Raw genomic sequence first — 25028 nt, forward strand, 5'->3', positions numbered from 1 at the left:
GAACGGCTGACCTGGTAGCTCCTGGAGCTGCACGCGAGGGGCCCCGCACCGTGAGGTGCGGGGCCCCTCGTCGTGGTCGTCGGGGGGCGGGGCCCGGGGCCCGGGAGGTGGGGGATCAGGGGCCGGCCGGGGCTGCCGGGGGGTCGGGGCGGGCCGGTGGGCGGGGCGTCGGCCGGGGAGTCAGGCCAGGGGTCGGGGGACCGGGTCCCGGCCCCCGGGGCGCGGGTTCCGGGGATCCGGGCCGGGGGAGGGCGGGGGTCAGGCCGAGTCGGTGTGGGAGGACCACGACCAGGGGTACGCGTCCGCGCCGACGCCGACCGCCGTCGCGCCCTTCGGGCCCAAGTGCAGCGTCACCGGCTCCAGGGCGGCGACGCCCCGCGCGCGGACCGCGACGCGGCCGCCGACGTGCAGCTGCACCCGGCCGCGCAGGTCGCGGCCGAGGAGGACCGGGCCCCGGGGCGTGCCGGCCGCGGTGACCGCGCCGTACCCGTCGAAGCGCGGTACGGGCAGGCGGCCGCCGTCGACCCGGACGGCCGTGAGCTCCTGCCGGGCCGGCTGCCGGTAGTACAGGGCGAGGTCGCCCGACGGGGTGACCGCCACGTCGACCGGTCCGCCCGGCACGGGCAGGGCGGCGCCGGGCCGGAAGCCGACCGGCCCGCCGGCCGCGTCCTGCGCCCAGTGGTGCACCGTGTCCCGTCCGGCGGCGAAGAGGTGCACCAGGCCCCGTCCGTCGACCGCCGCGGACAGCCCGTCCTGGACCTCGGCGCCGCCCGCGTCCCGCCAGCGGGACCACGTGCCGTCGACCTCGCGGACGCGGGTGCTGACGCCCTTGTCCGCGTTGCGCACGAAGAGGTGGACGCGCCCGTCGGGGGCCGTCACCGCGACCGGCACCCCGACGCGGCGCCCGCGGTCGTCGCCGCGCTCGGGGTTGCCGAGGCCCGCCCAGGCGAGGAACGGCCCGCCCGGCGCCCGCTGTTCCAGCACCACGACCTCGCGCTCGTTGGCGCCGCCGTGCCCGCCGAGCGCGGCGAACCGCAGCCCGAACAGCAACTGACGGCCGTCGAGCAGGGTCGCCGCGCCGAGCTCCGGGGCGAGGGGACCGCCGCCGAGGTCGGTCGGGTCGCCCCACTGGCCGCTGCCCGGCTCGGTCTCCTGCCAGCACACCGCGCGCAGGCCGAGCACCCCGTACACGCGGAGCCGTCCGTCCGGGGCGGTCGCCACGACGGGGCCCGGGCCGGGGTAGCGGTGGTGGGTGGCGCGGACCCAGCCCTTCTTGTTGGTGAGGGGACGGGTGCCCCCGACCATGTAGTCGCCGCAGCCCGCGCTGTTGCCGCACTGCCACGACGGGTCGCCGCCGTAGGGGACGAGGTGGGCTGCCTTCTCCCGCAGGACCGGCTCGGGGAGGTTCTTGGGCCAGTGGCGGTTGTAGTAGCCGCGGAACGAGGTGGCCACGAATCCCGGTACGGACCCGCCGTCGCCGGTGGCCTCGGCGACCCAGCGGACCATCGCGGCCCAGCTGAAGGAGGCGACCGCGGTGTGGTCGGCGTGGTCGGAGTACCCGGGCTGCTCGGAGTCCTTCTTGCGGGTCGCCTCGTCGCTGTGCTGGATGTCGGGGTCCGGGTCGAGCGTGTGGACGACGGTCGGCCGGTAGCGCTCCATGAGCCCGACGAGCACGTCCACGAGGCCGTCGTAGTCGTAGTCGCAGGCGCGGCGGACGGGGGAGTCGGTGGCGACGACGGTCCGCAGCCCCAGCGCGCGGTCCTGCCACAGCGCGGGCAGCGCCATCCAGCGGCGGGGGGTGTGCATGGGGAGGTTGAGGAAGACCAGCTCGACGCGGCGGGGGCCGTGGGTGAGCGTGTCGATCTCGGCCTCGCGGCCGCCGCGGAGCGTGGCCACCCCCTTCTGCCAGGGCGTGAACTTGTCCAGGCCGATCATCTCGGCGTACGCCTGGCGCAGGCCCTGGTGGCGGGCGGAGGAGTAGGCGGCGCGGTCGGCGACGGGCTCGGTGCGGCTGCCGGGGACGTGGTTCTTGCCGTTGTGCTCGCCGGCGGAGACGTACACGCAGACGAGGGGGACGCCGGCGTCGACCATGCGCTGGCAGTCGGGGTTCATGAAGTACAGGTCGTCGTCCGGGTGCGCCATGATCTGCAGGAGCTGCGCACGCCGCGAGCTGGTGATCGACATGCCGGGCGCCGGGTCGGCCGTGGGGCCGCTGCGGCGCGGGGTGGGGACCGAGCAGCCGGTGAGGCCCGCGAGGCCGGCCGTCCCGGCGAGGGCGGCGACGGTGGCGGTGGCGAGGGTGCGGCGCCGGGTCGGGCCGGAGGGCGCGGGGCTCGCCGCGGGGCGTCCGGGGGCGGGGCGGCCGGCCGTGGTGGCGCCGGGGGCGGTGGTGCGTCCGGGGGCGGTGGTGCCGGGGGTGGGGGCGCCGCAGTCGGGGGTGCGGCCGTCCGGGGCGTGGCCGGCGGTGGTGTGGCTGGTGGCGCGGGGCGCCTGGCCGGGCCGCGCGCCGTTCCGGAACACGGCAGCGCGAGTCCGGCCCCCCGGTATGTCGTTCACTTGTGCCCCCGTACTGCTACTGCGGCGGATGCTGCTGGTACTGCTGGGTGGGTGGAGCTGGGAGTGGCGGACGTGGCGCAGGTCCAAGCGCCTCCCGCGATCAGCTAGACGGATTATCGACACCGCGGGTTGCCCAGGGCGCAGCGGGGTGTTCAGCGGGGGAGCGGGTGGCCGGGCGGGCTTGACCTCAAGTCGAGTCGAGGTCCTAGCGTCGAGGCATGACCACGACACCCACCGTCCCGGCCATCGCCGACCCGCACGCCTCCGACGCCGAGCTCGCCGCGCAGCCCATCGGCTACTGGAGTGGGGCCGCCCACCGGGCCGTCATCACGCACCTCCGTGACTCCATGGCCCGCCTCGACGTCACCCAGCCCCAGTGGTGGTCCCTGAACCGGGTGCTCGTCGCCGGTGACGAGGGCGTGACCCGCGCGGCCGTCGCGGTCCAGCTGGCGGAGGTCGCGGACGGCCCCAGGGAGGTGCCGCGCGCCCTCGACCAGCTCCTGCACCGCGGGTGGATCGCCGCCGACGCGGCCGGTGCCCTGCGCATGACGGACGCGGGACGGGAGGCCCACGCCCGGATCAAGCGGCTCGTCACCCGGCTGAGGTCCGAGGTCCACGAGGGCGTGCCGGACGAGGAGTACGTGACGGCGCTGCGGGTGCTGCGCCGGATGGCGGCGAACGCGGCGGCGGCTTCGGCGAGGGCTGAGGCGGAGGCCGAGGCGGCGGCCGGTGGGGCGGAGGCAGTCGCTGGGGCTGAGGCCGGTGGGGTGGGGGTCGCCGAGGCGGCGGCCGGTGGGGCTGAGGCCGGTGGGGTGGGGGGTGGTGGCCGGGGCTGAGGCGACTCCCGGGGCCACGGGGCGCCCCGGGGGCGGCAGACCCGGTCACAGCGGGCCGAGGAGCAGGGCACGACCGTCGTCCGGTCGGACCCCGACGACGGGCCGGGACCCGACGACGGCCGCGCACCCGCGCACGTCAGCGGAGCGTGGGCACCTCCCCGCCGTCCGCCCACGTCAGCGTCACCCCGGGCAGGCCCCGCAGCCAGCGTTCCGCGACGGCCGCGAGGGCGGCGCGGTCCGGCGGTACGGCGCCCAGCCCCACGGCGTACCGGAGCCCGCCCGGCCCCGTGTCGAACGGCCGGGGCCAGGCGTGGGCGTCCGGCGCGCCCGCCTCGGTCAGCGCGGTGAGCAGGGCGCGCATACGGCCGCGTACGCGCCCCTCCAAGGGACCCGGCGGTACGGAGACGACCGCCCAGGCGGCGTGGCGGCGGTGCAGCGCAGGTGGGGCGCACAGCCGCTCCAGGCCGCCGGGCCCGCCGTCTTCGAGCAGCTCCCACGCCCGGTACAGCTCCTGCGTGAGCAGGTCCCGGCCGCCCGGGGTCACCTGGTCCGTGCAGGGGCGCCGCGGATGCGTCGGGGTCACCACCGTCAGCGGCAGGGCCCCGGGCGCCGTCGGCCGCGCGTCCCCGGGACCTCCGGGCAAGTCCACGGGGACCCGCCAGTCCCACGCGGCCCAGGTGGCGAAGAAGCGCCGCAGCAGCTCCGCCGGCCGCAGGTCGTCGGCCTCGCCGACCGTACGGGTCGCCAGCAGGCTCCACGCCAGGCCGGGAAGGCCACCGAGGGGTGCCGCGTCCAGGCCGCGCGCCCGCGCCCACCGCTTCACCTCGCGCGCCAGCCCGACGAAGGCCGCCCGCCGGTCGCCCACCTCGGCGAGGACGGCGTCCGCGTCGCTCACCGCGCTCAGCGCCACGGCGGCGGCCGCGTCCAGTTCCGCCCGGCGCGCCACGGCGTCCCCCGGCGGTACGGCGCCCGTGGCGACCACGACGAGGTCCACGACGAGGTCGGCGGACCCGTCCGCGACCGCGTCCACGGTCCGGTCCACGGCGGGGTCCGGATCTGCGGCTCGGGCCCTGCCGCCGCCCGGGCCGGCCTCGGTCCCGTCCGGGGCGGGGGTGTCGTCGTAGCGGACGGTGAGGCGCAACCCGGGCACGCGGGCGCCGATCACCTCGCGTACGTGCCGGACCCCGGGGAGCGCGGCGGTGACGCGGGCCCGCACCCCGGCCAGGTCCGCGTCACCGGGCAGGGCCGCCACCAGGTCCAGGTCGGCGCCCGGCAGGGCGCAGCCCATGCGGCGCGAGCCCACCACGTGTACGACGCCCTCGGGCAGCGCCTCGGCCACCAGCCGCGCGAGGCACGCGGCACGTGCGGGACGTGCGGCCCGCGCGGCACGGGCCGAGTGGGTCGCGTGTGCCGCGTGGGTCGTGTCGGGGTCCTCCTCGGCGGGTGTCAGGGCCGGGGCTGCCCACGGGTCCGGTCCGGCATCCACCGGCCGCGGGTCCGCCGACTCCCGGTCCGCCGGCCCCGCGTCCGCCGGCGGTTCGTCGTCCCGCCACCGCACCTCGCCGGAGCCGAGGGCGACCGTCGCCCGGACCCGCATCGGTTCGTCGCCGCGCCGCGACAGCAGCGCCAGGTGGCCGACGCGCGCCTCCGAACCGCCGCCCACCCGCCCCTCCGACGAGGCGGCCAGGGCGTGCGCGTCACCGGTCCTGGCCAGGGTCAGGTGCGGCGTGAACCCGGACCGGGTGCCGCGGCACCCGGGGAACCGCCGCTCCAGCGCCCGGCGCAGCTCCCCCCACGGCGCCTCGCCACCGGCCGCCGGGTCCAGCCACACGGTGGCGTCCTCGCCGTGGCCGAAGCTGTGGACGCCCTCCAACCGGGCGTCGAAGGGCGCGACCCCCCGCACGGCCTTCGCCACCAGTTCCGCCGCCCGTTCGAACTCCGCCTCCGGGACGAAGCCGAACAGCAGGTTCACGTGCGGCGGCCACCGCAGGAACCCCGGGTCGTGCTCCCGCCGGACGTCCTGGATCCCCGGCCACAGCCCTCGGGGTGGCAGCCACGCCACCGCCGTACGGACCGTCGGCCCCACGTCCAGCGTCCCGGCCCCGGCCCCCGCCACATCACCGTCCACCGAGCCGGAGCCGGAGCCGGAGCCGGAGCCGGAGCCGGAGCCGGAGCCGGAGCCGGAGCCGGAGCTGGAGCCGCAGCCCGGGCCCGAGCCCGTGTCCGGCGGGCCGTCGACGCCCAGGTCGACCACCACCCCGTAGTGGTCCGAGACGAACAGCCCCTCCGGTCCCGGCGCGTCACCGGCCAGTACCGCCGCGTCCGCGCGCAGCCCCTGGCCGCGCAGCAGCACCCGGTCCAGCCGCGACGCGCGGCCCGACAGCGAGGAGACGGCGGCCAGCGGGTTCCTGCCCGGGTCGAACGTCGGCGTGCGGTCGCCCGGCCCGTGCACCTCGCTCCACGCGTCCCGCATGCCGAGCGCGGTCTGCGGCAGGTCGCCGCCGTCGTTGAGGTCCCCGGCCAGCACCACGTCCGCGTCGATTGCCGCCAACCCCTCGGCCAGCCGGGCCAGTTCGGCCGCCCGCCGCCCGGCGCCGTCCTGCGAGTGGTCGCTGCTCAGGTGCGTCACCGCGACCACCGGCGGCCGAACCGCACCGGTCTCCAGGACCACCGCCGCCACCGCCTTGTGCGGGCCCAGGACGTGCACGGCCGTCTCCCGCACCGGTACGCGGCTGAGCAGCAGCAGCCCGCACTCGCCGACGTCCCGCCCGCCCGGGTCCGTCGACACGGCGTACCCCCGGCGCACCCACGGCGCCGCGAGCAGCATGCCGAGCAGCTCCGCCTCGACCTCCTGCAGGGCGATCACGTCCGCGTCGGCGTCGCGCAGCGCCTCCAGCAGCAGCGGGCGGCGCCGCGCCGTGTCGATGCGGTCGCTGTCGTACCGGTCCCACAAGGTGTTCCACGTCAGCACCCGCAGCCCGGCGACCGCCGGAACCACGTCGGCGCGCCCGCCCGCAGCAAGCCCGCCGCCGGCCCCACCGCCCGGCCCCCCGCCCGCAGCAAGTCCGCCGCCCGGCCCGCCGCCGGCGCCGCCCGAGCCGCCGCACGGCTCCCAGCGACCGGCCGCCGAGTCCCACGCGTACGGCCGGCGCGCCGTGAAGAACGGCGACCGCAGCAGCCGCGCCTCCCGGACCCGGCCCGCGGCGGTCGCGTCGATCCGGTCGACCCCGGTCACCCGGTCCCAGACCACCTCGCCGTCGGCCTCGAAGAACAGCACCCGGTGCCACGGCACGTCCCCGCCGGGCACGAACGCCGGCAGCGGCACGCGCTTCGGCGCCGCCCCGCGCTGCATGACGCCGACGGTGAACCGCGCCGGGTCGAACCGGGCGTCCCACCGGACCCGGTGGTAGATCTCGTCACTCGTGCGCACCTACGCCTCCTCCTCCACGGTGCCGCACGCGCCGACGTACCAGGTGCGGTGCGCCTGGCCCGGGTACGGCGGTACGAACCGGCGCAGCTGCGCCGTGAGGACCGCGGCCGGTACGGGGTGCTCCCGCACGGCGTTGCGCCGTACCAGCTCCTCCTCGTCGACCAGCACCACCGCGTGGGTGACCAGGGCGTCCCGGCGGCGTGCCACGGCGTGGACCAGGGAGCGCTGGTGCGGGTTGAGCGAGGTGGCGTCCCAGACGACGGTCCCGCCGGCGGGGGCGGCCGCCGTGAGCGCCGCGTCGAGCCGCCCCAGGGCGGCCCGCAGCACGTCGCCGCCCGCCCGCTGGTCGGCACGGTCCCCGCGCTCCTCGCGGACGGCGTCCAGGGAGACGTACGCGCCCACCCCGGGCAGGCCCCGCGCGAAGGTGCTCTTGCCGCTGCCCGACGGCCCGACCAGGTGCACCAGGCGCGGGAAGCCCCCGTCCCGCCAGCGCCAGGTGGCGGCGACGGCCTCCTCCGGCGTGGTGACGCGCCCCAGCGCGCGCAGCTCGCGCGCCTCGCCCCGGCACCGCGCGGCCGCGTCCGGCTCCAGCCCGGCGAACGGGTCCACCGCGGCGCACGTCCCGTCGGGTCCGCCGGGCAGCCCGCGCACCTCCTCCGCGAAGAGCACCGACCACTCCACCTGCTCCCGCGCCTCCGCCCCGGGAGCGGTGGCCGCCGCGACGGCGTGCAGGACGCGCAGGTCGGCGGCGTACGACAGGCGTACGAGGCCGGCGGCCCGCTCCTCGTCCGGGTACGGGCGGTGCAGCACGCCCTGCAACCCCACCAGGTCGGCGACCCGCCGGGCCAGGGGCAGCCCCACCGCCCGCGCCAGCCGCCCGGCGAGCGGGCCCCGCCGCTCCCGGTGCAGCAGCGCCGCCAGCACCCCGGCCAGCCGCGCGTCACCACCGCCCCCGCCCACCACCACGTCACGGCCACCGCCACGCCCCGCGTCACCGCCGCCCGCGCCCGCGCCCCCGGCCACGTCCGGCCCCGTGCCGCCCCCGCCGCCGAGCCACACGCCGCCCCCGCCGCCGAGCCACACGCCGCCCGCGCCCAGCCCCGCGCCGGGCCTCCCGCCGCCCCCACCGCCGGGCCCCGGGCCGCCCGCCTCGGGCCCCGCGCCGAGACCGCCGCCCGCCCCCAGCCGTGCGGCGGTCTCGGCGGCGGCCGTCGCGTCCCCGTCGGCCACGCCGACCGCGGCGAGCAGCGCCCCCGCGTCGGGCGCCGCCCCGGACCGTACGTCCCACAGCGCGGCGGACGCCCCGAGGCCGTTCGGGGTGACGGCGGCGTGCACCCAGTGCGTACCGGTCCGCACGTGCGCGGCGCGCACCCACTTCGCGACCCGCCGCCCGAACTCCGCCGCCGGGAACCCCTCGACGGTCCGGACGACGTACCCCTCCTGCCGGGCGGTGTCCACCCGCAGCCGCCGCAGCGCCCGCTCGTCGAAGACCCCGCGCCACAGCACGCGCGGAACCGGCACCCCCAGCCCGCGCAGGAACACCACCGTCCGGTCCCAGTCCAGGCACCACCCGTGCCCGTCCCATACGGAGAAGCCGTAGAAGTAGCCGTCCAGCGCGTCGTACGCGAGCGAGTGGCGGGCGAACACGTTCTCGCCGCACACCCGCCACCCCGCCGGGACCGCGTGCCCGATCCGCGCCTGCAGCGCCTTGACCCACGCCCGCGACGGGTGGTGCGCCGAGTCGAGCGACCGCGCGTGCAGCCCGTCGGCGTACAGGGTGGTGTTCTCCCCGTCGAGCTTCTCGGTGACCACCACCTCCCGCCCGGCGAACCCCGACAGGTCGGCGGCCCGGACGTCGTCCCCGGCCACCCCCGGCGACCAGGGCAGGTGCGGCGTGCGCGGATAGTGGGTGCGCGGCTGCTGCGCGACCATGCTGGATCGACCCCCGTCGGTCTGTGACGTGCCCGGTCACTGTAGGAGCCGCCCCGACGCCGTACGACCGATTAACCGCCGGCCGGCCCTCCGGGCTCAGCCGCCCGGCGCGATGGCGCGGGCGGCCGCCGCCACCCCCGGCTCGCGCGCCCCGGCTCGCGCACCCCGGCCCGGACACCCGCTCGCTGCCGCCGCCGAAGTCGATGCGCACGGCGAGGGGCTGCTCGCGGCCTGGGCGGACTGGCGAGGGCGAAGGCGAAGGCCACGACGACCACGACCACGACCCGCCCTCGGCGCCCTCTTCGGGGTCGGCCCCACCCGCCTCGCCGACGGCCCGGCGCCACCCCCGCGCCCCCGTCCTACCGGCGGTCGGAGGCGGGGTGAAGGCGGCGTACCCGCGTGCCCCGGTTTGATCGATAGGAGCCCCGGGGTATTCTCATCGGCTCGATTCGCTTTGCGGCTGCCCCGTATGGCAGACTGTCCGGGTTGCTCGGTTGAGTGCCGATGCTGCGCGCCTCCCGCCGGGAGGACCGGAAGCGAGTCCCACAGTACTCGTCGTCCCTACGTGGGGCGGACGTACGGGAATCTTCCGGGAAGTGTCAGCGGGGCTCCGACCAGGCACCCGGTGGGTGTCTCCCCCGGACCCGCGGTCACAGGCCCGCACCCCCTTGGTTGGGAAATCCTTCGGGAGATCTTCGTAGAGGGAATGCGACACGCCCGACCGCGTGGGTCGGAGAAGACATGAAGCCCACCAGGTTCCAGAGCGTTACGAGAGACAGGACTACTGAGTAGCCATGGCGGGACAGAAGATCCGCATCCGGCTCAAGGCCTACGACCACGAGGTCATCGACTCCTCGGCGAAGAAGATCGTCGAGACGGTGACCCGCACTGGTGCGTCGGTCGCGGGCCCGGTGCCGCTGCCCACTGAGAAGAACGTGTACTGCGTCATCAAGTCGCCGCACAAGTACAAGGACTCGCGCGAGCACTTCGAGATGCGCACGCACAAGCGCCTCATCGACATCCTCGACCCCACGCCGAAGACCGTCGACTCGCTCATGCGTCTCGACCTGCCGGCGGGCGTCGACATCGAGATCAAGCTCTGAGGTGACGCGCGAGATGGCTAAGAACATTAAGGGCGTCCTGGGCGAGAAGCTCGGCATGACCCAGGTCTGGGACGAGAACAACCGGGTCGTCCCGGTCACCGTCGTCAAGGCCGGGCCCTGCGTCGTCACCCAGGTCCGCACGAACGACATCGACGGCTACGAGTCGGTCCAGATCGCCTTCGGCGAGATCGACCCGCGCAAGGTGAACAAGCCCCTCAAGGGTCACTTCGCCAAGGCCGACGTCACCCCGCGCCGCCACCTGGTGGAGCTGCGTACCGCTGACGCCAGCGAGTACACGCTCGGCCAGGAGATCACCGCTGCCGTGTTCGAGTCGGGCGTCAAGGTCGACGTCACCGGCAAGAGCAAGGGCAAGGGCTTCGCCGGTGTCATGAAGCGTCACAACTTCAAGGGCCTCGGCGCCGGTCACGGCACCCAGCGCAAGCACCGCTCGCCCGGTTCCATCGGTGGCTGCGCCACCCCGGGCCGCGTGTTCAAGGGCCTCCGCATGGCGGGCCGCATGGGCAACGAGCGGGTCACCACCCAGAACCTGACCGTCCACGCCGTTGACGCGGAGAAGGGTCTGCTGCTCATCAAGGGCGCGGTCCCCGGTCCGAACGGCGGCCTCGTCCTGGTCCGTACCGCGGCCAAGGGGGCCTGAGGTAACGATGAGCACCATTGACATCCTTTCGCCGGCAGGCGACAAGGCCGGTACCGTCGAGCTCCCCGCGGAGATCTTCGACGCGAAGACCAGCGTTCCGCTGATCCACCAGGTCGTCGTCGCCCAGCTGGCCGCTGCCCGTCAGGGCACGCACAAGACCAAGACCCGTGGCGAAGTCCGCGGTGGCGGCAAGAAGCCGTACCGCCAGAAGGGCACCGGCCGCGCCCGTCAGGGCTCGACCCGCGCCCCGCAGTTCGCCGGCGGTGGCGTCGTCCACGGCCCCGTGCCGCGTGACTACTCGCAGCGCACCCCGAAGAAGATGAAGGCCGCCGCCCTCCGCGGTGCCCTCTCGGACCGGGCGCGTCACTCCCGCATCCACGTCGTCACCGGCGTGGTCGAGGGCGAGGTCTCCACCAAGGCCGCCAAGACGCTGTTCGGCAAGATCTCGGAGCGCAAGAACCTGCTCCTGGTCGTCGACCGCGCCGACGAGGCCGCGTGGCTCTCCGCCCGCAACCTGCCCCAGGTTCACATCCTGGAGCCGGGCCAGCTGAACACGTACGACGTGATCGTCTCCGACGACGTGGTCTTCACCAAGGCCGCTTTCGAGTCCTTCGTGTCTGGCCCCCAGACCGCTGAGACCGAAGGGAGCGACGCCTGATGACTGAGGCCGTCGTCACCAGCAAGACCTTCTCGGACCCGCGCGACATTCTCGTCAAGCCGGTCGTCTCCGAGAAGAGCTACGCGCTGCTGGACGAGAACAAGTACACGTTCATCGTCGACCCGCGCGCGAACAAGACCCAGATCAAGCAGGCCGTCGAGGCGGTCTGGCCGGCGGTCAAGGTCGTCGGGGTCAACACGATCAACCGTCAGGGCAAGCGCAAGCGCACCCGCACCGGTTTCGGCAAGCGCGCCAACACCAAGCGCGCCATCGTGACCCTTGCCGAGGGCAGCCGTATCGACATCTTCGGCGGTCCGACCGCCTAAGGGCGGTCTGGATCGTCCGAATATCGGACGAGGACTGAGAAATGGGTATCCGCAAGTACAAGCCGACGACTCCGGGCCGTCGTGGCTCCAGCGTCGCCGACTTTGTCGAGATCACGCGGTCCACGCCGGAGAAGTCGCTGGTCCGCCCTCTGCACAGCAAGGGCGGCCGTAACAACACCGGTCGTGTGACCGTCCGCCACCAGGGCGGTGGCCACAAGCGCGCCTACCGAGTGATCGACTTCCGTCGTCACGACAAGGACGGCGTGCCGGCGAAGGTCGCTCACATCGAGTACGACCCGAACCGCACCGCGCGCATCGCGCTCCTGCACTACGCGGACGGCGAGAAGCGCTACATCATCGCCCCCCGTGGCCTGAGCCAGGGCGACCGGATCGAGAACGGTCCCGGCGCCGACATCAAGCCCGGCAACAACCTGGCGCTGCGCAACATCCCGGTCGGTACCACGATCCACGCGATCGAGCTCCGTCCCGGTGGTGGCGCCAAGTTCGCCCGCTCCGCGGGTGCCTCCGTGCAGCTGCTCGCGAAGGAGGGCCAGATGGCCCACCTGCGCATGCCGTCCGGTGAGATCCGCCTGGTCGACGTCCGCTGCCGCGCCACCATCGGTGAGGTCGGCAACGCCGAGCAGTCGAACATCAACTGGGGCAAGGCCGGCCGCAAGCGCTGGCTGGGCGTTCGCCCGACCGTCCGCGGTGTGGCGATGAACCCGGTTGACCACCCGCACGGTGGTGGTGAGGGCAAGACCTCCGGTGGTCGCCACCCGGTCTCCCCCTGGGGTCAGAAGGAGGGTCGTACTCGTTCTCCCAAGAAGGCGAGCAACAAGTACATCGTCCGCCGCCGCAAGACGAACAAGAAGCGCTAGGAGCGGGTTTAGATGCCGCGTAGTCTCAAGAAGGGGCCCTTCGTCGACGACCACCTGATCAAGAAGGTGGATTCTCAGAACGAAGCAGGCACCAAGAACGTCATCAAGACCTGGTCCCGTCGCTCGATGATCGTCCCGGCCATGCTCGGCCACACGATCGCGGTGCACAACGGCAAGACCCACATCCCGGTGTTCGTCACCGAGTCGATGGTCGGCCACAAGCTCGGCGAGTTCTCGCCGACTCGCACCTTCCGCGGCCACGTCAAGGACGACCGGAAGTCGAAGCGCCGCTAACGCGGGGTGACAGACCATGACGAACGTGTCAGACACTGAAGGGACAACCATGGAAGCCAGGGCCCAGGCGCGGTACATCCGCGTCACGCCCATGAAGGCCCGCCGCGTGGTGGACCTCATCCGTGGCATGGACGCCACGGAGGCTCAGGCGGTCCTGCGTTTCGCCCCGCAGGCCGCGAGCGTGCCGGTGGGCAAGGTGCTGGACAGCGCCATTGCCAACGCCGCGCACAACTACGACCACACGGACGCCTCTTCGCTGTTCATCAGCGAGGCGTACGTCGACGAGGGCCCGACCCTGAAGCGGTTCCGTCCGCGTGCCCAGGGCCGTGCCTACCGGATCCGCAAGCGGACCAGCCACATCACCGTGGTCGTCAGCAGCAAGGAAGGAACCCGGTAATGGGCCAGAAGGTAAACCCGCACGGGTTCCGGCTCGGCATCACCACCGACTTCAAGTCGCGTTGGTACGCCGACAAGCTGTACAAGGACTACGTCAAGGAAGACGTCGCCATCCGTCGGATGATGACGTCCGGCATGGAGCGCGCCGGCATCTCGAAGGTGGAGATCGAGCGCACCCGTGACCGCGTCCGCGTGGACATCCACACCGCGCGTCCCGGCATCGTCATCGGCCGCCGCGGCGCCGAGGCCGACCGCATCCGCGGCGACCTCGAGAAGCTCACGGGCAAGCAGGTCCAGCTGAACATCCTCGAGGTCAAGAACCCCGAGGTCGACGCTCAGCTCGTGGCCCAGGCCGTGGCCGAGCAGCTGTCCTCCCGCGTCTCCTTCCGCCGTGCCATGCGCAAGAGCATGCAGTCGGCGATGAAGGCGGGCGCCAAGGGCATCAAGATCCAGTGTGGTGGCCGTCTCGGCGGCGCCGAGATGTCCCGCTCGGAGTTCTACCGCGAGGGCCGTGTGCCGCTGCACACGCTCCGCGCGAACGTCGAGTACGGCTTCTTCGAGGCCAAGACCACCTTCGGCCGCATCGGCGTGAAGGTCTGGATCTACAAGGGCGACGTCAAGAACATCGCCGAGGTTCGCGCCGAGAACGCCGCGGCCCGCGCCGGCAACCGTCCGGCCCGTGGCGGCGCTGACCGCCCCGCCGGCCGTGGTGGCCGTGGTGGCGAGCGTGGCGGTCGCGGCCGCAAGCCGCAGCAGCAGAACGCCGCTGCCGAGGCCCCCAAGGCCGAGGCCGCTGCCGCTGCTCCGGCTGAGAGCACCGGAACGGAGGCCTGACCGAAATGCTGATCCCCCGTAGGGTCAAGCACCGCAAGCAGCACCACCCGAAGCGCAGCGGTATGTCCAAGGGTGGTACGCAGGTTGCGTTCGGCGAGTACGGCATCCAGGCCCTCACTCCGGCGTACGTGACCAACCGCCAGATCGAGGCGGCTCGTATCGCGATGACCCGCCACATCAAGCGTGGCGGCAAGGTCTGGATCAACATCTACCCGGACCGCCCGCTGACCAAGAAGCCCGCCGAGACCCGCATGGGTTCCGGTAAGGGTTCCCCGGAGTGGTGGGTCGCGAACGTCAAGCCCGGTCGGGTGATGTTCGAGCTGTCCTACCCGAACGAGAAGATTGCGCGTGAGGCGCTTACCCGCGCTGCTCACAAGCTTCCGATGAAGTGCCGGATCGTTCGGCGCGAGGCAGGTGAGGCGTGATGTCGGCCGGTACCAAGGCGTCCGAGCTGCGCGAGCTGGGCAACGAGGAGCTTGTCGGCAAGCTCCGCGAGGCCAAGGAAGAGCTGTTCAACCTCCGCTTCCAGGCGGCCACGGGACAGCTCGAGAACCACGGTCGGCTCAAGTCCGTCCGTAAGGACATCGCCCGGATCTACACCCTGATGCGCGAGCGCGAGCTGGGCATCGAGACGGTGGAGAGCGCCTGATGAGCGAGAGCAACGTGACTGAGAACAAGGTTGAGCGCGGATTCCGCAAGACCCGTGAGGGTCTGGTCGTCAGCGACAAGATGGACAAGACCGTCGTCGTCGCCGTCGAGGACCGTGTGAAGCACGCGCTGTACGGCAAGGTCATCCGCCGTACGAACAAGCTCAAGGCGCACGACGAGCAGAACGCCGCGGGTGTCGGCGACCGTGTCCTCATCATGGAGACCCGGCCGCTGTCCGCGACGAAGCGCTGGCGCGTCGTCGAGATCCTCGAGAAGGCCAAGTAAGCACTTGAAGGGGTAACCCTTCGAGTTTCGTTCCGCCAGGCTCGGCGTCCCGTGGGTTCGCCCACGGGCGCCGGGAACCGGCAGACAATCAGGAGATAGACGTGATCCAGCAGGAGTCGCGACTGCGTGTCGCCGACAACACTGGTGCGAAGGAAATCCTTTGCATCCGTGTGCTCGGTGGCTCCGGTCGCCGCTACGCGGGCATCGGTGACGTCATCGTCGCCACCGTCAAGGACGCGATCCCCGGTGGCAACGTGAAGAAGGGTGACGTCGTCAAGGCGGTCATCGTTCGCACCGTCAAGGAGCGCCGCCGCCAGGACGGCTCGTACATCCGCTTCGACGAGAACGCCGCCGTCATTCTGAAGAACGACGGCGACCCTCGCGGCACCCGTATCTTCGGCCCGGTCGGCCGTGAGCTGCGCGAGAAGAAGTTCATGAAGATCATCTCGCTCGCGCCGGAGGTGCTGTAAGCATGAAGATCAAGAAGGGCGACCTGGTCCAGGTCATCACCGGTAAGGACAAGGGCAAGCAGGGCAAGGTCATCGCGGCCTTCCCCCGCGAGGACCGCGTTCTGGTCGAGGGTGTCAACCGGGTCAAGAAGCACACCAAGGCGAACCAGCCGGGCCGTGCCTCCCAGGCCGGCGGCATCGTCACGGTCGAGGCCCCCATCCACGTGAGCAACGTCCAGCTCGTCGTGGAGAAGGACGGCCAGAAGGTCGTGACCCGCGTCGGTTACCGCTTCGACGAGGAAGGCAACAAGATCCGCGTTGCCAAGCGGACGGGTGAGGACATCTGATGGCTACCACCACGACCCCGCGTCTCAAGACGAAGTACCGCGAGGAGATCGTCGGCAAGCTGCGTGAGGAGTTCTCCTACGAGAACGTCATGCAGGTTCCGGGCCTCGTCAAGATCGTGGTCAACATGGGTGTGGGCGACGCCGCCCGCGACTCCAAGCTGATCGAGGGCGCCATCCACGACCTCACCACGATCACCGGTCAGAAGCCGGCCGTCACCAAGGCCCGCAAGTCCATCGCGCAGTTCAAGCTGCGTGAGGGCCAGCCGATCGGTGCCCACGTCACGCTCCGTGGCGACCGCATGTGGGAGTTCCTGGACCGCACCCTGTCGCTCGCGCTGCCGCGCATCCGCGACTTCCGCGGTCTGTCCCCGAAGCAGTTCGACGGCCGTGGCAACTACACCTTCGGTCTCACGGAGCAGGTCATGTTCCACGAGATCGACCAGGACAAGATCGACCGGGTCCGGGGCATGGACATCACCGTGGTCACCACGGCGACCAACGACGACGAGGGTCGTGCCCTCCTCCGTCACCTCGGCTTCCCGTTCAAGGAGAACTGACCGTGGCGAAGAAGGCTCTGATCGCTAAGGCCGCCCGCAAGCCGAAGTTCGGTGTGCGCGGGTACACCCGCTGCCAGCGCTGCGGCCGGCCGCACTCCGTCTACCGCAAGTTCGGCCTGTGCCGCGTGTGCCTCCGTGAGATGGCTCACCGTGGCGAGCTGCCGGGCGTGACCAAGAGCTCCTGGTAATCAACCCCCCGCCCGTCTCCCACCAGCACCCCACGGGGTGCCCGGCGGGCGACGGATCGACAACGGGTTGATGCCGGGCTCTCGGTAAGCATCTGGACGGCAGGGGCCCTCCTCCGCATGCCGTAGGCTTGTGGGGTTGGGCGCCTGCCGCCCGTACGACTTACTACGCCGTAGGTCCCCGCACCGCACCCGTCCCGCCCATGAGTGGGGAGAGGGATGGCGCATACAGGAAACCCCGGCGAGAGAGGCCGAAGGCCAATTCATGACCATGACTGATCCGATCGCAGACATGCTTACGCGTCTGCGGAACGCGAACTCGGCGTACCACGACACCGTGACGATGCCGCACAGCAAGATCAAGTCCCACATCGCGGAGATCCTCAAGCAGGAGGGCTTCATCACGGGCTGGAAGGTCGAGGACGCCGAGGTCGGCAAGAACCTCGTCCTCGAGCTGAAGTTCGGCCCGAACCGTGAGCGCTCCATCGCGGGCATCAAGCGGATCTCGAAGCCCGGCCTCCGGGTCTACGCGAAGTCCACCAACCTGCCGAAGGTCCTCGGCGGTCTCGGCGTGGCGATCATCTCCACGTCGCACGGCCTCCTGACCGGCCAGCAGGCGCAGAAGAAGGGCGTGGGTGGGGAAGTCCTCGCCTACGTCTGGTAGTCGGGAACGGAGGTAAAGCTAATGTCGCGTATTGGCAAGCTCCCCATCACGGTTCCCGCCGGCGTGGACGTCACCATCGAGGGCCGCACGGTCACGGTGAAGGGTTCCAAGGGCACCCTGAGCCACACCGTCGCCGCGCCGATCGAGATCGTCAAGGGTGAGGACGGCGTTCTGAACGTCACCCGCCCGAACGATGAGCGTCAGAACAAGGCCCTCCACGGCCTGTCCCGCACGCTGGTGGCCAACATGATCACCGGTGTGACCCAGGGGTACACGAAGGCGCTCGAGATCAGCGGTGTCGGTTACCGCGTGGCCGCGAAGGGCTCCGACCTGGAGTTCCAGCTCGGCTACAGCCACCCGATCCTGGTGGAGGCCCCCGAGGGCATCTCCTTCAAGGTCGAGTCGCCGACCAAGTTCTCGGTCGAGGGCATCGACAAGCAGAAGGTCGGCGAGGTCGCCGCGAACATCCGCAAGCTTCGCAAGCCCGACCCCTACAAGGCCAAGGGCGTGAAGTACGCGGGTGAGGTCATCCGCCGCAAGGTCGGAAAGGCTGGTAAGTAAGCCATGGCATACGGCGTGAAGATTGCCAAGGGCAAGGCCTACAAGGGCGCTGCTCTCAAGCGTCGCCACATCCGCATCCGTAAGAAGGTCTCGGGTACCGCTGAGCGTCCGCGCCTGGTCGTGACCCGGTCCAACCGTGGGATCACCGCCCAGGTCATCGACGACATCGCGGGTCACACCGTGGCGTCGGCGTCGACCCTGGACGCGTCCATCCGCGGCGGCGAAGGCGACAAGTCGGCGAAGGCCCAGCAGGTCGGCAAGCTCGTCGCCGAGCGCGCCAAGGCCGCCGGTGTCGAGGCTGTCGTGTTCGACCGTGGCGGCAACAGGTACGCCGGGCGCATCGCCGCCCTGGCGGACGCCGCCCGCGAAGCCGGCCTGAAGTTCTGAGCCGGTTCCGTAGCTCAGCGGAAAACGAAGAGAGGTAATTCCAATGGCTGGACCCCAGCGCCGCGGAAGCGGTGCCGGTGGCGGCGAGCGGCGGGACCGGAAGGGCCGTGACGGCGGCGCTGCTGCCGCCGAGAAGACCGCGTACGTTGAGCGCGTCGTCGCGATCAACCGCGTCGCCAAGGTTGTGAAGGGTGGTCGTCGCTTCAGCTTCACCGCGCTGGTCGTGGTGGGCGACGGTGACGGCACCGTGGGTGTCGGTTACGGCAAGGCCAAGGAGGTGCCGGCCGCCATCGCCAAGGGTGTTGAGGAGGCCAAGAAGCACTTCTTCAAGGTCCCCCGTATCCAGGGCACCATCCCGCACCCGATCACGGGCGAGAAGGCCGCGGGCGTCGTCCTGCTCAAGCCTGCTTCCCCCGGTACCGGTGTCATCGCCGGTGGCCCGGTGCGTGCGGTGCTCGAGTGCGCCGGCGTCCACGACATCCTGTCGAAGTCGCTCGGCTCTTCCAACGCGATCAACATCGTGCACGCGACCGTGGCGGCCCTCAAGGGCCTGCAGCGTCCCGAGGAGATCGCGGCCCGCCGCGGTCTGCCCCTCGAGGACGTCGCCCCCGCGGCTCTCCTCCGTGCGCGTGCCGGGGCGGGTGCGTAATGGCCCGCCTCAAGATCACGCAGACGAAGTCGTACATCGGTAGCAAGCAGAACCACCGCGACACCCTGCGGTCCCTTGGTCTCAAGGGCATCAACACGCAGGTCGTCAAGGAGGACCGCCCCGAGTTCCGCGGCATGGTGCAGACCGTCCGCCACCTCGTGACGGTCGAGGAGGTCGACTGACATGGCGGAGAACAACCCGCTCAAGGTCCACAACCTCCGTCCCGCCCCGGGCGCCAAGACCGCCAAGACCCGTGTGGGTCGTGGTGAGGCGTCGAAGGGTAAGACGGCCGGCCGTGGTACCAAGGGCACGAAGGCCCGCTACCAGGTTCCGGAGCGCTTCGAGGGCGGGCAGATGCCCCTCCACATGCGCCTCCCGAAGCTGAAGGGTTTCAAGAACCCGTTCAAGACCGAGTACCAGGTCGTGAACCTGGACAAGCTCGCCTCCCTCTACCCCGAGGGTGGCGAGGTGACGGTCGCCGACCTGGTCGCCAAGGGCGCGGTTCGCAAGAACCAGCTCGTCAAGGTGCTCGGCCAGGGCGAGGTCTCCGTGGCGCTGCAGGTGACGGTCGACGCCGTCTCCGGCTCCGCCAAGGAGAAGATCACCGCCGCCGGCGGTACGGTCACCGAGCTCGTCTGAGCCTCGTACTGACCTGACGGCCCGGGTGCCGCCCCCGTGGGGGCGGCACCCGGGCCGTCGGCCTTTCCCGGGACCCCCGCGTCCGGGGCCGCCCGCGGCGGCCCCAGCCTCCCACTGCTCACACCCGTCCACCGCGGCCGGGGCCGTCCGCCCGCCGCCGGGTCGCTCGCGCCGCCCGTCGCCGGCAGTCCCGCCCGCCACTCGCCGCCGGGTCGTCTGCAGGACCGCCGACCGCCGACTGCCGGCCCGCCGCAGGTCGCTCGCGCCGGGGCGGTCCGCCCGCCGCCGGGTCGCCCACCGCGGGTCGTTCGCACGACTGCCGACTGCCGACTGCCGACTGCCGACTGCCGACTGCCGGCCCGCCGCAGGTCGTTTGCGCCGGGGCGATCCGCCCGCCGCCTGGTCGTTCGCGCGACCGCCGACCGCCGACCGCCGACCGCCGATCGCCGATCGCCGACCGCCGACCGCCGACCGCCGACCGCCGATCGCCGCTGCCCCGCCGGCCGCGCCCGTCCGACACGGGTCCGCCCGCCCGCCGCCGCGTGACCGCCGGCCGCCGGGCCGACCGCCGACCGCCGCTGCCCCGCCGGCCGCGCCAGTCCGACACCCCGCCGACCGCCGACCGCCCGCCGCCGCGTGACCGCCGGCCGTCGAGCGCCGCCGGTCCGACCGCCGCCGGTCGGGACCGCCGCCGGGTCGCGATCGCCGACCGTCGGCCACCCGCGTCGGGGCCGGGGCCGCGGCGTCCGTTCCGCTCCCGGCGGAACTCCCGTACCGGGGTGCGCTCGCCCCGCGGGCCCCGCGTACGCTGCGGGTACGCTGGGTGCGCGCGTCCTGCCTGAGGGTGAACATCCCGGGCTCGAGGCGGCCCTCCGTACCCGGTCCAACAGGGCGTTCCGGACCGTGCGTGGTGGGAGATGTTTCCCGCGTGGCGTACGGCCAGGTAGGGTGGCGCCATTAATCTTCGGGCGGCCTGTGCCAGCACAGCGCCGCCCTGCCCAATAACCGCTGATCTTTCAAACCCGTCGCCTCTGACGCGCTAGCTCGGGGGTCGCAGGAGGCACCGTGCTCACCGCGTTCGCCCGGGCGTTCAAGACGCCCGACCTGCGTAAGAAGCTGCTCTTCACGTTCGGCATCATCGTGCTCTACCGGCTCGGTGCGCACATCCCCGTTCCCGGTGTGGACTACGAGAACGTCCAGCAATGTGTCAAGCAGGCCCAGCAGGGCAACAACAACCTGCTCGGCCTGATGGACATGTTCAGCGGTGGTGCCCTGCTGCAGATCACCATCTTCGCGCTCGGCATCATGCCGTACATCACGGCGAGCATCATCCTTCAGCTGCTGACCGTGGTCATCCCGCGGCTCGAAGCCCTGAAGAAGGAGGGACAGTCCGGTCAGTCGAAGATCACGCAGTACACCCGCTACCTGACGGTCGCCCTCGCCGTCCTGCAGGGCACCGGCCTGGTCGCCACCGCGAAGAGCGGCGCGCTCTTCAGCAACTGCACCGTCGCCAGCCAGATCGTCCCCGACCAGTCGATCTTCACCATCATCGTCATGGTCATCACCATGACGGCCGGTACGGCCCTCGTGATGTGGCTCGGTGAGCTCGTCACCGACCGCGGCGTCGGCAACGGCATGTCGATCCTGATGTTCATCTCGATCGCCGCCGGCTTCCCCGGCTCCCTCTGGGCCATCAAGGAGAGCGGCAAGCTCGCCAAGGGCTGGATCGAGTTCGGCACGGTCATCCTGATCGGCTTCGTGATGGTCGCCCTCGTCGTCTTCGTCGAGCAGGCCCAGCGCCGGATCCCGGTCCAGTACGCGAAGCGCATGATCGGCCGCCGCTCGTACGGCGGGACCTCGACGTACATCCCGCTGAAGGTGAACCAGGCGGGTGTGATTCCCGTCATCTTCGCCTCGTCGCTGCTCTACATCCCCATCCTGATCGTGCAGTTCGCCGGTAGCGGGACCACCGGGTGGTCTGCCTGGATTCAGCAGCATTTGGTTGACGGCAAGCCCATCCACACGGTGATCTACTTCTTCCTCATCGTGTTCTTCGCCTTCTTCTATGTGGCCATCTCCTTCAACCCCGAGGAAGTCGCCGACAACATGAAGAAGTATGGTGGCTTCATCCCGGGTATCCGGGCTGGTCGACCTACTGCTGAGTACTTGAGCTACGTGCTCAACCGGATCACTTGGCCCGGCTCGCTGTATCTGGGTCTGATCGCTCTTGTGCCGACGATGGCGTTGGCCGGCTTCGGCGGTGCGAACGCCAACTTCCCGTTCGGCGGGACGAGCATCCTCATCATCGTGGGTGTGGGGCTGGAGACCGTGAAGCAGATCGAGAGCCAGCTCCAGCAGCGCAATTACGAAGGGTTCCTCCGCTGATGCGAATCGTCCTCGTCGGACCACCCGGTGCAGGCAAGGGGACGCAGGCCGCGTTCCTCGCCAGGAATCTCTCGATTCCGCACATCTCCACGGGTGACCTGTTCCGGGCAAACATCAGTCAGGGCACGGAGCTGGGCAAGCAGGCGAAGGCGTTCATGGACGCCGGCAACCTGGTGCCCGACGAGGTCACGATCGGCATGGCCAAGGACCGCATGGAGCAGGCGGACGCCGAGAACGGCTTCCTCCTCGACGGCTTCCCGCGGAACGTGGCCCAGGCCGAGGCGCTCGACCGGATGCTCGAGGCCGCGGACATGAAGCTCGACGCCGTCCTGGACCTGGAGGTCCCGGAGGACGAGGTCGTCAAGCGGATCGCCGGCCGCCGCATCTGCCGCAACGACAGCGCGCACGTCTTCCACGTGACGTACACCCCGCCGAAGCAGGACGGCGTCTGCGACGTCTGCGGCGGCGAGCTCTACCAGCGCGACGACGACTCCGAGGAGACCGTCCGCACGCGGCTGGAGGTCTACCACACGCAGACCGAGCCGATCATCGACCACTACCGGGCCCAGGGCCTGGTCGTCACGATCCCCGCGCTCGGCAAGGTCAACGACGTGACCGACCGCGCCATGGCGGCCCTGCGCGGCGAGCACGCCGCGTAGGACCCCGCGCACCGCGCACCCCGTACCGCGCTTCGGCCGCGGCCCCCGTCCCGGGAGCCGCGGCCGAAGCCATTGCCGCGGGGGCGCCCGTATCGTTGTACCGAGAGCTCCCGCTCGCCCCCCGAGAAGTCCGAGAAAGGCGTTTGCCGTCATGGTGCAGATCAAGACCCCGGAGCAGATCGCGAAGATGCGCGAGGCGGGGCTGGTCGTCGCCGCCATCCACGCGGCGACGCGCGAGGTGGCCGTCCCCGGCGCCACCACCAAGGACCTCGACGAGGCCGCGCGCAAGGTCCTCGCCGACCACGGCGCGAAGTCGAACTTCCTCGGGTACGGCGGCTTCCCCGCGACGATCTGCACCTCGGTGAACGAGGTCGTCGTGCACGGCATCCCCAGCGAGGAGGTCGTGCTGAAGGACGGCGACATCATCTCGATCGACTGCGGTGCCGTCATCGACGGCTGGCACGGCGACGCGGCGTACACCGCCTTCGTCGGCTCCGGCCACGCCCCGGAGCTGATCGAGCTGTCCCGGGTGACCGAGGAGTCCATGTGGCACGGCATCGCCGCGATGAAGAACGGCAACCGGCTGGTGGACGTCTCCCGCGCGATCGAGACCTACATCCGCCGCCAGCCGCGGCCGGCCACGGGTGAGCACAGCCTCGGCAAGTTCGGCATCATCGAGGACTACGGCGGCCACGGCATCGGCACCGAGATGCACATGGACCCGCACCTGCTGAACTACGTCTCGCGCAAGCGCGGCAAGGGCCCCAGGCTCGTCCCCGGCTTCTGCCTCGCCATCGAGCCCATGGTCTCCCTGGGCACGCCCCGCACGGAGGTGCTGGAGGACGACTGGACGGTCATCACGACCGACGGCACGTGGTCCTCGCACTGGGAGCACTCGGTCGCCCTCACCGAGGACGGCCCCCTGGTCCTGACCGCCCCCGACGGCGGCCGGGCGAAGCTCGCCGAGCTCGGCGTCACCGCCGCTCCCGACCCGCTGGCCTGACCCGCCCCATCGGCCCCACGGTCCCGCGGGACGCGACCGGGTCGGACGGGCAGCGGGGCCGCCGGGGGCGCTTAGGGATCTCCACAGATGGGGATGCTCTGCTGATTCGTCTTTTCCAGGGGCCTCGCGTAGACTGATGCGTCGGCTCTCGTGTACCCGTGTGTTCGCACTCGGCTGCGGGAGTCGATCAAGGTAGCCGATTCGAAGGGCGAAGCGTGGCCAAGAAGCAAGGTGCCATCGAGATTGAGGGCACCGTGATCGAGTCCCTGCCGAACGCCATGTTCAAGGTAGAGCTCCAGAACGGTCACAAGGTCCTCGCGCACATCAGCGGCAAGATGCGGATGCACTACATCCGCATCCTCCCGGATGACCGGGTCGTCGTGGAGCTGTCTCCGTACGACCTGACGCGTGGCCGGATCGTCTACCGCTACAAGTAGATCTTGCCCGCACCCCCGCTTCCCGCGCGGGTGGTGGCACTGACCCGGAGAACCTCACATCCCATGAAGGTCAAGCCGAGCGTCAAGAAGATCTGCGACAAGTGCAAGGTGATCCGCCGTCACGGTCGGGTCATGGTCATCTGCGACAACCTGCGCCACAAGCAGCGCCAGGGCTGACGCACGCCGACCTGCACCTCGCAGTACTTCGCGCGACGCAAGCAAATTCGTACATACGCAGCGCCCGCCAAGCCCTGACAGGGTCGGCGACACCTCCGGCGGGGGCCGGGGACCTGGTCCGTACCTCGTACGGCGGCCAGAGAACGGCGCTGCGGAAGACCCCCGATCACACAGGAGCCATTGCATGGCACGCGTTTCCGGTGTTGACATCCCGCGCGACAAGCGCGTGGAGGTCGCACTCACCTACGTCTTCGGCATCGGCCGCACCCTGGCGAAGGAGACCCTCGCCGCCACCGGTGTGAACCCGAACACCCGCGTTCGTGACCTGTCCGAGGAGGACCTGGTCAAGATCCGCGAGTACGTGGACGCCAACCTCAAGACCGAGGGTGACCTCCGCCGCGAGGTCCAGGCCGACATCCGCCGCAAGGTCGAGATCGGCACGTACCAGGGTCTGCGTCACCGCCGTGGCCTGCCGGTCCGCGGTCAGCGCACCAGCACGAACGCCCGTACCCGCAAGGGCCCGCGTCGCGCCATCGCCGGCAAGAAGAAGCCGGGCAAGAAGTAGTCCGCAGCGGACGACTGTCCACGGTCTTCGCTGTAGGACCGACCACCTCCCGTAGGAGTTAAGACATGCCCCCCAAGGGACGTCAGGGCGCTGCCAAGAAGGTGCGCCGCAAGGAAAAGAAGAACGTCGCTCACGGCCACGCGCACATCAAGAGCACGTTCAACAACACCATCGTTTCGATCACGGACCCGTCCGGCAACGTGATCTCCTGGGCCTCCGCCGGCCACGTCGGCTTCAAGGGCTCGCGCAAGTCCACCCCCTTCGCCGCGCAGATGGCCGCCGAGTCGGCCGCCCGCCGCGCGCAGGAGCACGGCATGCGTAAGGTCGACGTCTTCGTCAAGGGTCCCGGCTCCGGCCGTGAGACCGCGATCCGCTCCCTCCAGGCCACCGGCCTCGAGGTCGGCTCGATCCAGGACGTCACCCCCACGCCGCACAACGGCTGCCGTCCCCCCAAGCGCCGCCGCGTCTGACGCACGGCCGACCGGAGCGCCGCGCGTCCGCGCGCGGCCGCTCCGCGCAGGGATTCCCGG

General features: G+C 71.6%; 32 protein-coding genes. 29 read left to right on the top strand and 3 right to left on the bottom strand.

Annotated features, from left to right (window positions below):
- Positions 1 to 258: 258 nt before the first annotated feature.
- Positions 259 to 2520, bottom strand: a complete 2262-nt coding sequence (locus NRO40_RS17885) for a PIG-L family deacetylase (protein ID WP_408057018.1) — start codon at positions 2518 to 2520, stop codon at positions 259 to 261.
- Positions 2521 to 2774: 254 nt separating this feature from the next.
- On the opposite strand from NRO40_RS17885, the gene NRO40_RS17890 reads away from it, so the two are divergent.
- Complete coding sequence (locus NRO40_RS17890) at positions 2775 to 3392, top strand: MarR family winged helix-turn-helix transcriptional regulator (protein WP_306674876.1); 618 nt, start codon at positions 2775 to 2777, stop codon at positions 3390 to 3392.
- A gap of 136 nt (positions 3393 to 3528) precedes the next feature.
- Here NRO40_RS17890 and NRO40_RS17895 read toward each other — a convergent pair whose 3' ends face one another.
- A complete protein-coding gene (locus NRO40_RS17895) occupies positions 3529 to 6822 on the bottom strand; it encodes a poly(A) polymerase (protein WP_058942713.1) in 3294 nt (1097 codons plus the stop codon).
- Positions 6823 to 8754 carry an RNA ligase family protein gene (locus tag NRO40_RS17900; protein ID WP_058942714.1) on the bottom strand — a complete coding sequence of 644 codons (1932 nt, stop codon included), beginning with the start codon at positions 8752 to 8754 and terminating at the stop codon, positions 6823 to 6825. It lies immediately after the preceding gene.
- A gap of 794 nt (positions 8755 to 9548) precedes the next feature.
- On the opposite strand from NRO40_RS17900, the gene rpsJ reads away from it, so the two are divergent.
- From rpsJ to rpsK, 28 genes are all read left to right on the top strand, one after another.
- Positions 9549 to 9857, top strand: a complete 309-nt coding sequence (gene rpsJ / locus NRO40_RS17905) for a 30S ribosomal protein S10 (RefSeq protein WP_003948644.1) — start codon at positions 9549 to 9551, stop codon at positions 9855 to 9857.
- A gap of 13 nt (positions 9858 to 9870) precedes the next feature.
- Positions 9871 to 10515: a 50S ribosomal protein L3 gene (gene rplC, locus NRO40_RS17910; protein ID WP_058942728.1), complete on the top strand. Its 645-nt coding sequence runs from the start codon at positions 9871 to 9873 to the stop codon at positions 10513 to 10515.
- A 7-nt stretch (positions 10516 to 10522) separates the two neighbouring features.
- Complete coding sequence (gene rplD / locus NRO40_RS17915; protein ID WP_058942715.1) at positions 10523 to 11173, top strand: 50S ribosomal protein L4; 651 nt, start codon at positions 10523 to 10525, stop codon at positions 11171 to 11173.
- Positions 11173 to 11499 (top strand): 50S ribosomal protein L23, encoded by a 327-nt coding sequence (rplW, locus tag NRO40_RS17920; RefSeq protein ID WP_058942716.1) that lies wholly within the window; start codon positions 11173 to 11175, stop codon positions 11497 to 11499. Before rplD ends, rplW begins: the two co-directional genes overlap by 1 nt.
- Before the next feature lie 41 nt (positions 11500 to 11540).
- Positions 11541 to 12377: a 50S ribosomal protein L2 gene (rplB, locus tag NRO40_RS17925; protein WP_058942717.1), complete on the top strand. Its 837-nt coding sequence runs from the start codon at positions 11541 to 11543 to the stop codon at positions 12375 to 12377.
- 12 nt (positions 12378 to 12389) lie between these two features.
- Positions 12390 to 12671, top strand: a complete 282-nt coding sequence (gene rpsS / locus NRO40_RS17930; RefSeq protein ID WP_031076666.1) for a 30S ribosomal protein S19 — start codon at positions 12390 to 12392, stop codon at positions 12669 to 12671.
- 49 nt (positions 12672 to 12720) lie between these two features.
- Entirely contained in the window at positions 12721 to 13068 is a 348-nt protein-coding gene (rplV, locus tag NRO40_RS17935) for a 50S ribosomal protein L22 (protein WP_009327087.1), read from the top strand.
- Positions 13068 to 13901, top strand: a complete 834-nt coding sequence (gene rpsC, locus NRO40_RS17940; protein WP_058942718.1) for a 30S ribosomal protein S3 — start codon at positions 13068 to 13070, stop codon at positions 13899 to 13901. Before rplV ends, rpsC begins: the two co-directional genes overlap by 1 nt.
- Positions 13902 to 13906: 5 nt before the next feature.
- Positions 13907 to 14326, top strand: a complete 420-nt coding sequence (rplP, locus tag NRO40_RS17945; protein WP_017949658.1) for a 50S ribosomal protein L16 — start codon at positions 13907 to 13909, stop codon at positions 14324 to 14326.
- On the top strand, positions 14326 to 14550 hold the full coding sequence (gene rpmC, locus NRO40_RS17950) for a 50S ribosomal protein L29 (protein WP_058942719.1): 225 nt from the start codon (positions 14326 to 14328) through the stop codon (positions 14548 to 14550). Before rplP ends, rpmC begins: the two co-directional genes overlap by 1 nt.
- The gene (rpsQ, locus tag NRO40_RS17955) at positions 14550 to 14834 is read left to right on the top strand and encodes a 30S ribosomal protein S17 (RefSeq protein WP_058942720.1); all 285 of its coding nucleotides are present in this window, start codon (positions 14550 to 14552) and stop codon (positions 14832 to 14834) included. Before rpmC ends, rpsQ begins: the two co-directional genes overlap by 1 nt.
- Positions 14835 to 14935: 101 nt before the next feature.
- Positions 14936 to 15304: a 50S ribosomal protein L14 gene (rplN, locus tag NRO40_RS17960; protein WP_003956455.1), complete on the top strand. Its 369-nt coding sequence runs from the start codon at positions 14936 to 14938 to the stop codon at positions 15302 to 15304.
- 2 nt (positions 15305 to 15306) lie between these two features.
- Positions 15307 to 15630, top strand: a complete 324-nt coding sequence (gene rplX / locus NRO40_RS17965) for a 50S ribosomal protein L24 (RefSeq protein WP_058942721.1) — start codon at positions 15307 to 15309, stop codon at positions 15628 to 15630.
- Positions 15630 to 16187 (top strand): 50S ribosomal protein L5, encoded by a 558-nt coding sequence (gene rplE / locus NRO40_RS17970; protein ID WP_058942722.1) that lies wholly within the window; start codon positions 15630 to 15632, stop codon positions 16185 to 16187. Before rplX ends, rplE begins: the two co-directional genes overlap by 1 nt.
- Before the next feature lie 2 nt (positions 16188 to 16189).
- Positions 16190 to 16375 carry a type Z 30S ribosomal protein S14 gene (locus NRO40_RS17975; RefSeq protein ID WP_003948630.1) on the top strand — a complete coding sequence of 62 codons (186 nt, stop codon included), beginning with the start codon at positions 16190 to 16192 and terminating at the stop codon, positions 16373 to 16375.
- A 262-nt stretch (positions 16376 to 16637) separates the two neighbouring features.
- A complete protein-coding gene (rpsH, locus tag NRO40_RS17980) occupies positions 16638 to 17036 on the top strand; it encodes a 30S ribosomal protein S8 (protein WP_010473942.1) in 399 nt (132 codons plus the stop codon).
- 21 nt (positions 17037 to 17057) lie between these two features.
- A complete protein-coding gene (rplF, locus tag NRO40_RS17985; protein ID WP_058942723.1) occupies positions 17058 to 17597 on the top strand; it encodes a 50S ribosomal protein L6 in 540 nt (179 codons plus the stop codon).
- A 3-nt stretch (positions 17598 to 17600) separates the two neighbouring features.
- Positions 17601 to 17984: a 50S ribosomal protein L18 gene (gene rplR / locus NRO40_RS17990; RefSeq protein WP_010473938.1), complete on the top strand. Its 384-nt coding sequence runs from the start codon at positions 17601 to 17603 to the stop codon at positions 17982 to 17984.
- Between the two features lie 43 nt (positions 17985 to 18027).
- Positions 18028 to 18633 carry a 30S ribosomal protein S5 gene (rpsE, locus tag NRO40_RS17995; protein ID WP_006376045.1) on the top strand — a complete coding sequence of 202 codons (606 nt, stop codon included), beginning with the start codon at positions 18028 to 18030 and terminating at the stop codon, positions 18631 to 18633.
- Positions 18633 to 18815, top strand: coding sequence for a 50S ribosomal protein L30 (gene rpmD, locus NRO40_RS18000; protein WP_058942724.1), 183 nt, complete (start codon positions 18633 to 18635; stop codon positions 18813 to 18815). The genes rpsE and rpmD overlap by 1 nt, the downstream gene beginning before the upstream one ends.
- A gap of 1 nt (position 18816) precedes the next feature.
- Positions 18817 to 19272: a 50S ribosomal protein L15 gene (gene rplO, locus NRO40_RS18005; RefSeq protein WP_058942725.1), complete on the top strand. Its 456-nt coding sequence runs from the start codon at positions 18817 to 18819 to the stop codon at positions 19270 to 19272.
- 1065 nt (positions 19273 to 20337) lie between these two features.
- Positions 20338 to 21657, top strand: a complete 1320-nt coding sequence (gene secY / locus NRO40_RS18010; protein WP_257375445.1) for a preprotein translocase subunit SecY — start codon at positions 20338 to 20340, stop codon at positions 21655 to 21657.
- Positions 21657 to 22316, top strand: coding sequence for an adenylate kinase (locus NRO40_RS18015; protein WP_058943154.1), 660 nt, complete (start codon positions 21657 to 21659; stop codon positions 22314 to 22316). The genes secY and NRO40_RS18015 overlap by 1 nt, the downstream gene beginning before the upstream one ends.
- 151 nt (positions 22317 to 22467) lie before the next feature.
- Positions 22468 to 23319 (top strand): type I methionyl aminopeptidase, encoded by an 852-nt coding sequence (map, locus tag NRO40_RS18020; protein WP_058943153.1) that lies wholly within the window; start codon positions 22468 to 22470, stop codon positions 23317 to 23319.
- A 215-nt stretch (positions 23320 to 23534) separates the two neighbouring features.
- Complete coding sequence (gene infA, locus NRO40_RS18025; protein WP_003956442.1) at positions 23535 to 23756, top strand: translation initiation factor IF-1; 222 nt, start codon at positions 23535 to 23537, stop codon at positions 23754 to 23756.
- A 63-nt stretch (positions 23757 to 23819) separates the two neighbouring features.
- Positions 23820 to 23933, top strand: a complete 114-nt coding sequence (gene rpmJ, locus NRO40_RS18030; protein ID WP_003956441.1) for a 50S ribosomal protein L36 — start codon at positions 23820 to 23822, stop codon at positions 23931 to 23933.
- Between the two features lie 184 nt (positions 23934 to 24117).
- Positions 24118 to 24498: a 30S ribosomal protein S13 gene (gene rpsM, locus NRO40_RS18035; RefSeq protein WP_058943152.1), complete on the top strand. Its 381-nt coding sequence runs from the start codon at positions 24118 to 24120 to the stop codon at positions 24496 to 24498.
- 65 nt (positions 24499 to 24563) lie between these two features.
- Positions 24564 to 24968: a 30S ribosomal protein S11 gene (rpsK, locus tag NRO40_RS18040; protein WP_003956432.1), complete on the top strand. Its 405-nt coding sequence runs from the start codon at positions 24564 to 24566 to the stop codon at positions 24966 to 24968.
- Positions 24969 to 25028 lie beyond the last annotated feature (60 nt).

The organism is Streptomyces changanensis (assembly GCF_024600715.1).
GTDB classification, from domain to species: Bacteria; Actinomycetota; Actinomycetes; order Streptomycetales; family Streptomycetaceae; genus Streptomyces; species Streptomyces changanensis.